Annotated in this window: 12 protein-coding genes; 7 read left to right on the top strand and 5 right to left on the bottom strand. The window is 72.2% G+C overall.

The features are described 5' to 3' along the window. Nucleotides 1-86: 86 nt before the first annotated feature. The 6 genes from ABZ951_RS11040 to ABZ951_RS11015 all read left to right on the top strand — a co-directional run bounded on the left by ABZ951_RS11040 (nt 87) and on the right by ABZ951_RS11015 (nt 7,296). Complete coding sequence (locus ABZ951_RS11040) at nt 87-641, top strand: cysteine dioxygenase family protein (protein WP_344095787.1); 555 nt, start codon at nt 87-89, stop codon at nt 639-641. Beyond that, nucleotides 641-1,711 carry a putative sulfate exporter family transporter gene (locus tag ABZ951_RS11035; protein ID WP_344095784.1) on the top strand — a complete coding sequence of 357 codons (1,071 nt, stop codon included), beginning with the start codon at nt 641-643 and terminating at the stop codon, nt 1,709-1,711. The genes ABZ951_RS11040 and ABZ951_RS11035 overlap by 1 nt, the downstream gene beginning before the upstream one ends. Nucleotides 1,712-1,875: 164 nt before the next feature. Then, nucleotides 1,876-3,345: an MFS transporter gene (locus ABZ951_RS11030; protein ID WP_344095782.1), complete on the top strand. Its 1,470-nt coding sequence runs from the start codon at nt 1,876-1,878 to the stop codon at nt 3,343-3,345. Between the two features lie 83 nt (nt 3,346-3,428). Continuing rightward, nucleotides 3,429-5,216: a DEAD/DEAH box helicase gene (locus tag ABZ951_RS11025; RefSeq protein WP_344095780.1), complete on the top strand. Its 1,788-nt coding sequence runs from the start codon at nt 3,429-3,431 to the stop codon at nt 5,214-5,216. Nucleotides 5,217-5,629: 413 nt separating this feature from the next. Next, entirely contained in the window at nt 5,630-6,271 is a 642-nt protein-coding gene (locus tag ABZ951_RS11020; RefSeq protein WP_344095778.1) for a helix-turn-helix domain-containing protein, read from the top strand. Nucleotides 6,272-6,486: 215 nt separating this feature from the next. Beyond that, entirely contained in the window at nt 6,487-7,296 is an 810-nt protein-coding gene (locus ABZ951_RS11015; protein ID WP_344095776.1) for a S16 family serine protease, read from the top strand. Nucleotides 7,297-7,323: 27 nt separating this feature from the next. Here ABZ951_RS11015 and ABZ951_RS11010 read toward each other — a convergent pair whose 3' ends face one another. The 5 genes from ABZ951_RS11010 to ABZ951_RS10990 are packed head-to-tail and all read right to left on the bottom strand — an operon-like array spanning nt 7,324 to nt 11,626. Then, entirely contained in the window at nt 7,324-8,310 is a 987-nt protein-coding gene (locus tag ABZ951_RS11010; protein ID WP_344095774.1) for a glycine betaine ABC transporter substrate-binding protein, read from the bottom strand. Continuing rightward, nucleotides 8,310-9,200 (bottom strand): ABC transporter permease, encoded by an 891-nt coding sequence (locus tag ABZ951_RS11005; RefSeq protein ID WP_344095772.1) that lies wholly within the window; start codon nt 9,198-9,200, stop codon nt 8,310-8,312. Before ABZ951_RS11005 ends, ABZ951_RS11010 begins: the two co-directional genes overlap by 1 nt. Further along, a complete protein-coding gene (locus ABZ951_RS11000; protein WP_344095770.1) occupies nt 9,197-10,474 on the bottom strand; it encodes a betaine/proline/choline family ABC transporter ATP-binding protein in 1,278 nt (425 codons plus the stop codon). Before ABZ951_RS11000 ends, ABZ951_RS11005 begins: the two co-directional genes overlap by 4 nt. Beyond that, nucleotides 10,467-11,114: an ABC transporter permease gene (locus ABZ951_RS10995; protein ID WP_344095768.1), complete on the bottom strand. Its 648-nt coding sequence runs from the start codon at nt 11,112-11,114 to the stop codon at nt 10,467-10,469. Before ABZ951_RS10995 ends, ABZ951_RS11000 begins: the two co-directional genes overlap by 8 nt. Before the next feature lie 32 nt (nt 11,115-11,146). Further along, nucleotides 11,147-11,626 carry an Lrp/AsnC family transcriptional regulator gene (locus tag ABZ951_RS10990; RefSeq protein WP_344095766.1) on the bottom strand — a complete coding sequence of 160 codons (480 nt, stop codon included), beginning with the start codon at nt 11,624-11,626 and terminating at the stop codon, nt 11,147-11,149. A gap of 121 nt (nt 11,627-11,747) precedes the next feature. On the opposite strand from ABZ951_RS10990, the gene hppD reads away from it, so the two are divergent. Beyond that, entirely contained in the window at nt 11,748-12,890 is a 1,143-nt protein-coding gene (gene hppD, locus ABZ951_RS10985) for a 4-hydroxyphenylpyruvate dioxygenase (protein WP_344095764.1), read from the top strand. Nucleotides 12,891-13,033 lie beyond the last annotated feature (143 nt).

The raw sequence follows: 13,033 nt of genomic DNA, 5'->3' as shown, positions 1-13,033 counted from the left end.
ACGGACGGCCGTCCATAAGCGGGCTTTGGGAACCCGTCAACAAACTGTCGTTGGACCGATGGATCACCCGGTCCGACGCTGCACTCATGACCACACCCACCGCAGCTCCGACGACCGCACGCCTCGGCCAGCTCGTCGACGACGTCCGCGAGGCGGTAGGCCGTGGCCTGCCGCCCGACACGACGGCCTACCTCGTGGGCGAGCGGCTCGCGGCCCACCTCGGCACCGACGACCTGCTCACCCCCGAGCAGCGCGAGGGCCACCCCGACCGCTACCGCCAGCACATCCTGCACGCCGAGCGCGACGGCAGCTTCTCCGTCGTGGCCCTCGTCTGGCTGCCCGGCCAGCAGACCACCATCCACGACCACGTCTCGTGGTGCGTCACCGGAGTCCACGAGGGCACGGAGAGCGAACGCCGCTACCGGCTCGTCCCCGACGGCACGACCGCCCGCCTCGTCGCGACCGGCGACGTGGTCAACCACCAGGGCGACATCTGCGGCTTCGCACCGCCCGGCGACATCCACCGCGTGCGCAACTCCTGTACCGACAAGGCCATCTCGATCCACGTCTACGGCGCCGACGTCGCCCGGCTCGGCTCCAGCGTCCGGCGCGTCTACGACCTGCCGGCCGACGAACTGTGATGGCGCTCCTCTCCGCCCGTACCAGCCCCCCGCGACCGACCCGAACCGGCAAGGCCCCCGCCCCCGGCAAGCTCCCCGGCCTCGCCATGGCCGCCGGGGGCGTCGCCGCCGCCTGGGCCGTGCACCGGCTCGTCCCCGCCGTTCCCCTGCTCACCGCCGCCGTCGTCCTCGGCATCGCGGCCGCGCACACCCCCGCCGTCCGGGAGCGCGTGCGCGGCGCGGGCCGGCCGGGGCTGACGCTCGCGGGCAAGCGGCTCATGCGCGTCGGCATCGTGCTGCTCGGGCTCAAGCTCAGCCTCGACGACGTGCTCGGCCTCGGCTGGGCGACGGTCGTGATGGTCTGCGCCGTCGTCGCCGCCACCTTCTTCGGAACGCTGTGGCTCGGCCGCCGCCTCGGGCTGCGCGGCGACCAGCCGCTGCTCATCGCCACCGGCTACTCGATCTGCGGCGCGTCCGCGATCGGAGCGGTCAGCGAGGTGTCCGGCAGCGACGAGGAGGACGTGGCCACCTCCGTCGCCCTCGTGACGCTCTGCGGCACCCTCGCCATCGCCGTCCTGCCGCTCCTGCACCACCCGCTCGGGCTCGACGACGCGCAGTTCGGCCGCTGGGTCGGCGCGGGCGTCCACGACGTGGGGCAGGTCGTGGCCACCGCGCAGACCGCCGGGCCGACCGCCCTCACCGACGCCGTCCTCGTCAAGCTCATGCGCGTCGCTATGCTCGCGCCGCTCGTCGCCGCCGTCGCGATGTCCGTACGGGCGCGCCGGGCCGCACCGGCAGCACCGGCCGGCTCCGCCGCCGCCACCGGCAAGCGCCCCGCGCTCGTCCCCCTCTTCGTCCTCGGCTTCCTCGCCATGGTCGCCGTGCGCAGCACCGGCCGGGTCCCTGGCAGCGCGCTCGACCTCGCGCAGCACGCCCAGGAGCTGCTGCTGGCCGCCGCCCTGTTCGGGCTCGGCAGCGCGGTGCACCTGCCTACGCTGACGCGCACCGGTGGACGGGTCGCCGCGCTGGGCCTGTGCTCCTGGGTCGTGATCGCGGGAGCCTCGTACGGGGGCGTGCTGCTCACGACGTAAAGGGAAGTGAAGGGACGCAAAGGGGCGCGGGGAACGGCGAGACCAGCCACGACGCACCCGCCGGCGAGACATCCGGAACCAGCGGGACGCCTACGTCGCGAGACCGACGCGATCTGGTCCCCGCGACAGGGGCCAAAAGCGGTTTTGCCTCTTACGCTGAGCCAATGACTGCCGCCGAATCCCTCGCCACCGAGCCGACCGCCCAGGACACCGCACAAGGCGTCCTGGGCCGCCGACACCGGGCCCTGACCCTCGGCATCATCTCCGTCGTCTCCCTCATCGCCTTCGAGGCCAGCGCGGTCAACACCGCGATGCCCGTCGCGGCCCGCTCGCTGGACGGCATCGAGCTCTACGCGTTCGCCTTCTCCGCCTACTTCACCGCAAGCCTGTTCGCGATGACCCTCTCCGGGGAGTGGTGCGACCGGGCCGGCCCGCTGATCCCCCTCTTCACGGGCATAGCGGCCTTCGGCACCGGCCTCGTCGTCGCCGGCTCGGCGCAGGAGATGTGGATGTTCGTGGCCGGGCGCGGGGTACAGGGGATCGGCGGCGGCCTGGTCATCGTCGCGCTGTACGTCGTGGTCGGGCGGGCGTACCCCGAGCGGCTGCGGCCCTCGGTCATGGCGTCCTTCTCGGCGGCCTGGGTGCTGCCCGTGATCGTCGGACCGCTGGTGGCGGGCAGCGTGACCGAGCACATCGGGTGGCGCTGGGTCTTCCTCTCCATCCCGGTGCTGATCCTGCTGCCGCTGGCCGTGATGCTCCCGGCGCTGGGCGCCCTCCCCGCCGACGAGCGCACCACGAGCATGGACCGCCGCCGCATCCTCCTCGCCCTCGCCGTCGCCGCCGGGGCGGGACTGCTGCAGTTCGCCGGGCAGGACCTCGCCTGGACGGCGCTCCTGCCGGCCGCCGCCGGGCTCGCGCTGCTCGTCCCCTCGATCCTGCGGCTCCTGCCCAGGGGCACCTTCCGGGCCGCCCGTGGCCTGCCGTCCGTCGTCCTGCTGCGCGGCATCGCCGGGGGCGCGTTCCTCGGTGCGGAGAGCTTCATCCCGCTGATGCTGGTCACCGAGCGCGGCCTGTCCGCGACGATGGCGGGACTCTCCCTCACCGGCGGCGGGCTGAGCTGGGCCCTCGGCTCGTTCACCCAGAGCCGCGCCCGCCTGGAGCCCTACCGCGAGCGGCTGATGGGCCTCGGCATGCTGCTGATCACCGCCTCCATCGCGCTGGCCGCGACGGTGCTGATCGACGGCGTGCCCGTGTGGGCCGTCGCCGCCTCCTGGGTCGTCGGCGGCTACGGCATGGGCCTGACGATCTCCAGCGGCAGCGTCCTGCTGCTCAAGCTCTCCCGCCCCGGCGAGGAGGGCTCGAACGCGGCCTCCCTGCAGATCTCCGACGCGCTCGGCAACATCGCCCTCGTCGGGGTCAGCGGCGTCCTCTTCGTCGCCCTGGGCGGCGGCGCCACCGACGCCGGCGCGCACACCACGGACGCGGCCGCGCCGCCGGCCGCCTTCGCGGTGGTCTTCCTCACCATGGCGGCGGTCGCCCTCGTCGGCGCGTACGTCACCACGCGCCTCAAGCCGCAGGTCGGGGTGGTCGCGGACAGCCGGGAGGGGTGTGACGTCAGTCCCACCGCCGGGTGACCGCGGTGCGTAACCCCGGAGCGTGAACCGTGACGCGGGTAGGCTGACGCGGTTGCCGATCGCCGAGCCAGCCGACGGAGACCGTGACTACTACCACCGCCCATCACCACCTCTCGCCCGCCTTCCCCGGCAGGGCCCCTTGGGGTACCGCCAACAAGCTGCGCGCCTGGCAGGAGGGCGCGATGGGGAAGTACATCCAGGAACAGCCGCGTGACTTCCTCGCCGTAGCGACCCCCGGCGCCGGAAAGACCACCTTCGCCCTCACCCTCGCCTCGTGGCTGCTGCACCACCACGTCGTCCAGCAGATCACCGTGGTCGCGCCGACCGAGCACCTGAAGAAGCAGTGGTCGGACGCCGCCGCCCGGATAGGCATCAAGCTCGACCCCGAGTACAGCGCCGGCCCCCTCGGCCGCGAGTACCACGGCGTGGCCGTCACCTACGCGGGCGTGGGCGTCCGGCCCATGCTCCACCGCAACCGCTGCGAGCAGCGCAAGACCCTCGTCATCCTCGACGAGATCCACCACGCCGGCGACTCCAAGTCGTGGGGCGAGGCGTGCCTGGAGGCGTTCGAGCCGGCGACCCGCCGCCTCGCCCTGACCGGCACGCCCTTTCGCTCCGACACCAACCCCATCCCCTTCGTCACCTACGAGGAGGGCAACGACGGCATCCGCCGCTCCGCCGCCGACTACACCTACGGCTACGGCAACGCGCTCGCCGACGGCGTCGTCCGCCCGGTCATCTTCCTCTCCTACAGCGGCAACATGCGCTGGCGCACCAAGGCGGGCGACGAGATCGAGGCCCGCCTCGGCGAGCCCATGACCAAGGACGCGATCTCGCAGGCCTGGCGCACCGCCCTGGACCCGCGCGGCGAGTGGATGCCGAACGTCCTGCGCGCCGCCGACCGGCGGCTGAGCGAGGTCCGCAAGGCCATCCCCGACGCCGGCGCCCTCGTCATCGCCGCCGACCAGGAGGCGGCGCGCGCGTACGCGAAGCTGATCCGCGAGATCACCGGCGAGGCGGCCACGGTCGTGCTCTCCGACGACACCGGGGCCTCCAAGCGCATCGACGACTTCGCCGCCTCCGACGCCCGCTGGATGGTCGCCGTCCGCATGGTGTCCGAGGGCGTGGACGTGCCCCGGCTCGCGGTCGGGGTCTACGCGACGACGATCTCCACCCCGCTGTTCTTCGCGCAGGCCGTCGGGCGCTTCGTCCGCTCCCGCCGGCGCGGCGAGACCGCGTCGGTGTTCGTGCCGACCATCCCCACGCTGCTGACCTTCGCCAACGAGATGGAGGTCGAGCGCGACCACGTCCTGGACCGGCCGAAGAAGGACGGCGAGGACGACCCCTACGCCGAGGAGGACAAGCTCCTCGCCGAGGCCGAGCGCCAGCAGGACGAGGACACCGGCGAGGACGACCAGCTCTCCTTCGAGGCGCTGGAGTCCGACGCCGTCTTCGACCGCGTGCTCTACGACGGCGCCGAATTCGGCATGCAGGCCCACGCCGGCAGCGAGGAGGAGCAGGACTACCTCGGCATCCCCGGCCTGCTGGAGCCGGACCAGGTCCAGATGCTGCTCCAGAAGCGGCAGGCCCGGCAGATCGCGCACAGCCGCAAGCGGCCGGACGCGGAGGCCGACCTCCTCGAACTGCCCGCCGAGCGGCGGCCCGTGGTCACCCACAAGGAGATGCTGGAGCTGCGCAAGCAGCTCAACACCCTCGTCGGGGCGTACGTCCACCAGAGCGGCAAGCCGCACGGCGTGATCCACACCGAGCTGCGCCGGGTGTGCGGCGGCCCGCCGAGCGCGGAGGCGACGGCGGGGCAGCTGACCGAGCGGATCAACAAGGTCCGCGAGTGGGCGACGCGGATGAAGTGAGCCGCGCGGCCGCAGTTGCGCCCGAAGGGGCGCGGGGAACTGCGCGACCAGCCGCGATGTGCCCGCAGCCGGCGCACCCCGGCTCCCAGCGGCGCGCTCAGGCGCCGTGCGGACCGGTTCGCCGGCCCGCACGGCGCCTTCAGCGCCCCTGAGGTGTCCGCATGCCGGGACAACGTGCACCGATTCTCGGAAAATCGCCACGCGCTGCCCGGATTGTGGGCAGACTCTTCCGCTGAGCGGACCGGCGGCGCTACGGTGCCGGTCACGCACACGCCCCGTGGCAGCGCCGCCGCGGAGCGCAGCCGGTGCCATTGCGTCAAGCGGCCGGCGGCCTCTCCTCGCGCGCTGCCGGACGGGACCGGTGGCGTACCCCACCGCGTCGGGAAGCCGCCACTCATCGGAGGAGGGGCGTCGTGACCGCGGAGACCTCGCAGACGCTCGACCGGGGACTGCGCGTCCTCAAACTGCTCGCCGACACCGATCACGGGCTGACCGTCACCGAGCTTTCCACCAAGCTCGGGGTCAACCGGACCGTCGTCTACCGACTGCTCGCCACACTGGAACAGCACGCCCTGGTGCGCCGTGACATCGGCGGCCGCGCCCGGGTCGGCCTGGGGGTGCTGCGGCTGGGCCGCCAGGTGCACCCGCTGGTCCGCGAGGCGGCCCTGCCCGCCCTGCGGTCCCTGGCCGAGGACATCGGGGCCACCGCCCACCTCACGCTCGTCGACGGCACCGAGGCGCTCGCGGTCGCCGTCGTCGAGCCGACGTGGACGGACTACCACGTAGCCTACCGCGCCGGGTTCCGTCACCCCCTGGACCGCGGCGCGGCGGGCCGGGCGATACTCGCCGCCCGCCGCGGCGACACGGACCACCCCGGTTACGCGCTCACCCACGGCGAGCTGGAGGCCGGGGCGAGCGGGGCGGCGGCCCCCCTGCTGGGCGTCCTGGGAATCGAGGGGAGCGTGGGAGTGGTGATGCTCTCGGACTCGGTCCCGGAACGGGTGGGCCCCCGCGTGATGGAGGCGGCGAAGGAGGTGGCGGACGCGCTGCGCTGACCGCGGTGCGGGGCTTGTCGTTGCCACCTGCGGCGGGGAGCGCCTTGCGGGCGCGTCCTCAATCTCCCCCAGCCATCGCTGGGGGCACCCCCGGACGGGCTGATGGCAGCTGAGCCCAGCCAAATCAGCCCGTCCGGCGATTGAGGGCACCGCCGCGCAGCGGAGGTGCACCCCCACACCCAGCCCGGAGGGCCCCCGTGAACTAGATTCGCTGCATGCCAGCTCCGACTCTGCCTGCCCGGTCCCGTCGCGCCCGGACCCTCGCGGCCTGTGCCGTGCCCGTCGTCGCCCTGCTCGCGGTGGCCGCGTTCGTACCGCTGCCGTTCTCCCTCGCGCAGCCCGGTTCGACCGTCGACGTCCTGGGCACGGAGAAGGGCGCACCGGTGATCACCCTCGACGGGACGAAGAGCCGCCGCACCAGCGGCGAGCTGCGGATGACCACCATCGTGGCCACCGGGCCGCACGTGAGCGTGAGCCTGGCCGACGTCGTCAGCGGCTGGTTCCGCACCGACCGCGCCGTCATGCCGCGCGACTCCGTCTACCCGGTCGGCGACTCCGACAAGGAGGTCTCGGAGCACAACCTCGCGGAGATGAAGGCGTCCCAGGGGGACGCAACCCAGGCCGCCCTGCGCTATCTGCGCAAGTCCCCCGACGAGGTGAAGGTGCGCCTCAGCTCCGGTGACATCGGCGGCCCCAGCGCCGGCCTGCTCTTCACCCTCGGGATCATCGACAAGGTCGACGGCGACGGCCGCGGCGGCGATCTCACCGGCGGCCGCACCATCGCCGGCACGGGCACCATCGAGCCGGACGGCACGGTGGGCGCGGTCGGCGGCGTCCCGCTGAAGACGCAGGCCGCCAAGCGCGACGGCGCCACCGTCTTCCTCGTGCCCAAGAGCGAGTGCTCGGAGGCACAGGCCAACCTGCCCAAGGGGCTGCGCCTGGTGCCGGTGACCGAGCTCAAGGACGCGGTCGCCTCGCTGCGCGCCCTCTCCGCCGGGCAGCAGGACAAGGTCCCCTCCTGCTGAGCCGGCTGAGCCCGGACCGGCCCCCGGTCAGCCCTCGGTGATGAAGCCCTCGTCCACCAGCCACTCCTTCGCCACCACGTGCGGGTCCCTCCCCTCGACGTCGACCCGCGCGTTGAGCTCCCGGGCGACGTCGTCGGTCAGCTTCGCCGTGATCGGGTCCAGCACCGCCTTGATCGCCGGGTACTTCTTCATCGCCTTGCTGTTGATCTCGGGGGCGGCGTTGTAGTTGGGGAAGAAGTGCTTGTCGTCCTCCATCACGGCGAGGTTCATGGCCTTGATCCGCCCGTCGGTCGTGAAGACCTCGCCGAAGGTGCAGGAGCCGCCTCCCGAGACCTGGGTGTAGACGATGCCGCCGTCCATCTTCCGGATGCGCGCCGCCGGGATGGTCATGCCGTACGCCTTCGCCATGCCCGGCAGCCCGTCGTTGCGCGCCGCGAACTCGCTCTCCACGCACAGCGTCACCGCCGACGGGTCCCGCTTCGACAGCCGGGCGACGTCCGAGAGCGTCTTCGTGCGGTACTTCCGCTCCTTCGCCCGGCTCAGCGCCAGCGCGTAGGTGTTGTTGAGGGCGGCGGGCGGGAGCCAGGTGATGCCGTTCCGGGCGTCCGCCTCGGCCACGGCCCGCCACTGCGCCGCCGGGTCGGGGATGGGCTTGTCGTGCCCGAGGTAGGTGATCCAGGCGGTGCCGGTGTACTCGTACATCGCGTCCGCCCCACCGGACTTGACGGCCTCCCGGGCGCCGAACGACCCCTGGATGTTGGTCCGGTCCAGGACGGTCGCGCCGGCGGCCCGGAAGGCCAGGCCCATGATCTGGCCGAGGATGATGTTCTCGCTGAAGTTCTTGGACGTGACCGTCAGGTCGGCGCCCTTGAGCGGCCGCCCCCGGCCGATCGACCCGGGCCCGACGTCGTCGACCATGGGGGAGCCGCTCGTCAGCCCGCAGCCGCCGAGCGCGAGCGGGACCAAGAGCGCGCCGGCGAGGGCCGCCGCCGGCAGTGCCGTGCGCCGGGCCATCAGGCGCCCCCTTCCAGGCCGCGCGGGCGCAGCAGCAGCTCGGCCAGCCCCGCCAGCCAGTCCACCAGCAGCGCCAGCGCCACCGTCAGCACGGACCCCAGCACCAGGACGGGCATCCGCTGGTTGGTGATGCCGGAGGCGATCAGATCGCCCAGCCCGCCGCCCCCGCCGAAGTAGGCGAGCGTGGCCGTGCCCACGTTGAGGACGAGCGCCGTGCGCACCCCCGCGAGGATCAGCGGCACGGCCAGCGGCAGTTCGACCTTGCGCAGCACCCCGACGGCGGACATGCCGATGCCCCGCGCGGCCTCCACCAGCGTCGGGTCGATGGCCCGCAGCCCCGCGATGGTGTTGGACAGGACGGGCAGCACGGCGTAGGCGATGATGCCGACGAGCGCGGCGCGCGTCCCGATGCCCATCCAGATCACGAGCAGCGCCAGCAGGCCGATCGCGGGCGTCGCCTGGCCGATGTTGGCGACGGCCATCACCACGGGCGCGGCGGGGCGCAGCCGGCGGCGGGTGAGGAGGACGCCCAGCGGGATGGCGATGATCAGGACGAAGAAGGTCGAGATGACGGTGAGGCTGATGTGCTGCCGCAGCCGGAGCCAGACGTTGCCGTCGGCGATGGAGTTCCGGGCGATGGAGTCCAGCTCGGCGCCGCGGAACCACAGCCAGGTGGCGAGCAGGGACGCGAGCAGGATCCCCGGCAGTACGGTGAGCTGCGGCCAGCTGATCCGGCGGCGGGCCGCGGCCACGGGCGCGGGCGGGGCCGGCTCGACGGGGCGGGCCTCGCCGGGCTCGGGGGCTTCGTCGTCGCGGAAGGCGATGCCCCGCACCTCGTGCTCGCCCGCGGGCCGCCGGCGCCGGGCCGGCCGCCCGTCCCGGCCGCTCACGCGGGGTCTCCGTGGCCGGGGAGCGTGCCCTCCTGCTCCTGCCGGGTCTGCTGGGCGCGCTGTTCCTCCAGCAGGTGCTGGTGCTCGACGGCGTCGAGCCGGTCGGCCTCCAGCAGTTCGTGCACGGATTTCATGAGCGTCTCCATGTCGACGACGCCCTCGTACTCGCCGCGGCGCCCGGTCACCGCCACCCGCCCGGCGTTGTCGGTGAGGACCGCCTCCAGCGCGTCGCGCAGCGTCGCGTCGCGGGTGACCGTGTCGTGCACGAGGGTGCCCGCCCGGGCCAGCGAGCCCCGGGCGCGCATCAGGTCGCCCCGGCGCAGCCATTTGTAGGGGCGGCGGTGCCTGTCCAGCAGCAGCACCTCGTTGGTGGCCCCGGACCGCAGCTTGTCGAAGATCGACTGGAGGGGGTCGTCGACGGTGGCGGTGGGGACGTCGACCACCTCGACGTCGCGGACGCGGGTGAGGTTGAGCCGCTTGAGCGCCGCGCCGGCGCCGACGAAGCCGGAGACGAAGTCGTCGGCGGGGTTGGTGAGGATGGCTTCGGGGGTGTCGAACTGGGCGATGTGCGAGCGCTCGCGGAGGACCGCGATCCGGTCGCCGAGCTTGATGGCCTCGTCGAAGTCGTGGGTGACGAAGACGATCGTCTTGTGCAGCTCGTGCTGGAGCCGGATCAGCTCGTCCTGGAGGTGGTCGCGGGTGATGGGGTCGACGGCCCCGAAGGGCTCGTCCATCAGGAGGACGGGCGGGTCGGCGGCCAGCGCCCGGGCGACGCCGACGCGCTGCTGCTGCCCGCCGGAGAGCTGCCGCGGGTAGCGCCCCTGGAACTCGCCCGGGTCGAGCCCCACCAGGTCGAGCATCTCCGCCACCCGCGAGGCTATCCGCGCCCTCGGCCAGCCGGTCATCTTCGGTACCAGCGCGATGTTCTGAGCGACCGTCATGTGCGGGAAGAGGCCCGACGACTGGATCGCGTAGCCGATCTTGCGGCGCAGCTTGACCGGATCCATGTCGGTGACGTCCTCGTCGTCGATCCGGATCCGGCCGGACGTCGGCTCGATCAGCCGGTTGATCATCTTCATGGTGGTGGTCTTGCCGCAGCCCGACGGGCCCACGAAGACCACCAGCTCCCCGGCCTTGATCTCCATGTTGACGCAGTCCACGGCCGGGGCCGTGGTGCCCGGGTAGCGCTTGGTCAGGTTCTCCAGCTGGATGGTGGCCCCGGAGAGCGTTCCCCGGCCGGCGGTGGCGCGGGCGGGCTCGGCGGACTCAGGCACGGATCCCCCTCGGAATGGTCAGCCGTCCGATCAGCACGTACACGGCGTCGAAGAGCAGGGCCAGGACGATGATGCCGAGGGTGCCGGCGAGCACCTGGTTGAGCGCGTTCGCGCTGCCCAGCGAGGAGATGCCGCGGAAGATCTCGTTGCCCAGGCCGGGGCCCGAGGCGTACGCGGCGATCGCGGCGATGCCCATCAGCATCTGGGTGGCGACCCTGATGCCGGTGAGGATCGGCGGCCAGGCCAGGGGCAGTTCCACCCGGAACAGCCGGGCGATCCGCGACATCCCGATGCCCGTTGCGGCGTCGACCAGCGCGGGGTCGACCCCGCGCAGCCCGACGACGGAGTTGCGCACGATCGGCAGCAGCCCGTAGAGCACCAGGGCGGTGACGGTCGGCGCCACCCCCAGGCCGGTGATGGGGATGAGCAGGCCGATCAGGGCCAGGGAGGGCACGGTGAGGATCGTCGCGGTCGAGGTGACGGCGAGATTGCCGGCCCACTCGCTGCGGTAGGTCAGCACCCCGACGGCCACGCCGATCAGCGTCGCGACGACCATGCACTGGAAGACCGCGCTGGCGTGCTGGTAGGTGTCCACCAGCAGCTGCGCGTGCCGGTTGCCGACGTACTCCCAGAAGGACACCCGCTACTCCTTAAGCCGTCGGCGGAGCGCTGTCAGGGCCGGTGCGAGTCCTCCGACGCCTGCTTCACCAGCGGGATGATCCTCAGCGGTACCGCGTTCTCCATCACGATCGCTGTGGAAGCCCGCACGATGCCATCAAAACCCACAACCCGGTCGATCACACGCTGGAGGTCGGCGTTCGAGCGTGCGACCAGGCGGCAGAGCATGTCGCCGTGGCCGGTGGTGGTGTGCAGCTCCAGTACCTCCGGGACGGTCGCCAGATGGGTCCGTACGTCCGCGCCCTGGCCCTGCTTGATCTCCAGGGTCGCGAAGGCGGTGACGGGGTAACCGAGCGCGGCCGGGTCCACGTCGGGACCGAACCCCCGGATCACCCCCTGTGACTGCAGACGGTCCAGCCGCGCCTGCACGGTACCGCGAGCCACCCCGAGGCGGCGAGAGGCTTCCAGCACCCCGATGCGGGGCTCCTCGGCGAGCAGCTCCAGCAGCCTGCCGTCCAAACGATCGATCGCCATGGCCCTCTCCTGGTGGTCATCGTGTACAGAACGCCCGGGAAACTCCAGCAACTGCTCTACATATTGCCCAGGAAATACTCGAACTATTGCGCAACCTGTGGATCGGCGGGAACCTGCGGCCATGACTCAGACCACGGATCACACCCCTCACACCGCACGGCAGGCCGACCCCTTCCCGGTCAAGGGGATGGACGCGGTGGTCTTCGCCGTCGGCAACGCCCGGCAGGCGGCGCACTACTACTCCACCGCCTTCGGCATGAAGCGCGTCGCCTACGCGGGACCGGAGAACGGCAGCCGCGAGACCGCGAGTTACGTCCTGGAGTCCGGCAGCGCCCGCTTCGTCTTCACCACCGTCATCAAGCCCACGACCGAGCACGGCCGCTTCCTCGCGGACCACGTCGCCGAGCACGGCGACGGCGTCGTCGACCTCGCCATCGAGGTGCCGGACGCCCGCGCCGCGTACGCCTATGCCGTCGAGCACGGAGCCACCGGGCTGAGCGAGCCCTACGAGCTCACGGACGAGCACGGCACCGTCGTCCTCGCCGCCATCGCCACCTACGGCAAGACCCGCCACACCCTCGTCGACCGCTCCGCCTACACCGGCCCGTACCTGCCCGGCTACGCCGCCGCCGACCCGGTCGTCGAGCCCGGCCCGCGCCGCTTCCAGGCCATCGACCACTGCGTGGGCAACGTCGAGCTCGGCAAGATGAACGAGTGGGTCTCCTTCTACAACAACGTCATGGGCTTCACGAACATGAAGGAGTTCGTGGGCGACGACATCGCCACCGAGTACTCCGCCCTGATGTCGAAGGTCGTCGCCGACGGCCACCGCAAGGTGAAGTTCCCGCTCAACGAGCCCGCCATCGCCAAGAAGAAGTCCCAGATCGACGAGTACCTGGAGTTCTACGGCGGCCCCGGCGTCCAGCACATCGCCCTCGCGACCAACGACATCGTCGCGACCGTACGGGCCATGCGCGCGGCCGGCGTGCAGTTCCTGGACACCCCCGACTCGTACTACGACACCCTCGGCGAGTGGGCCGGCGAGACGCGCGTCCCCGTCGAGACCCTGCGCGAGCTGAAGATCCTCGTCGACCGCGACGAGGACGGCTACCTGCTGCAGATCTTCACCAAGCCGGTGCAGGACCGGCCCACGGTCTTCTTCGAAATGATCGAGCGGCACGGCTCGATGGGCTTCGGGAAGGGCAACTTCAAGGCGCTCTTCGAGGCGATCGAGCGGGAGCAGGAGAAGCGGGGGAACCTCTGACCGGTTCGGGGTTCCGGGGTTTTCGGTGCCCGCTCGTTCCGGGTGCGGGTTCACGATGCCCTCAAACGCCGGGCGGGCTGGTTGTGGCCCGGGCCGGTGGGAACTCCTGGGCTCAAGGATCGCCCTCAGACGCCGGGCGGGCT

It is taken from the genome of Streptomyces sp. NPDC046215 (genome assembly GCF_040646215.1).
In the GTDB taxonomy this organism is placed as follows: Bacteria; Actinomycetota; Actinomycetes; order Streptomycetales; family Streptomycetaceae; genus Streptomyces; species Streptomyces stramineus.
The sequence above is the reverse complement of the archived record's forward strand: the minus strand, read 5'-3'. Positions and strand labels throughout refer to the sequence as shown.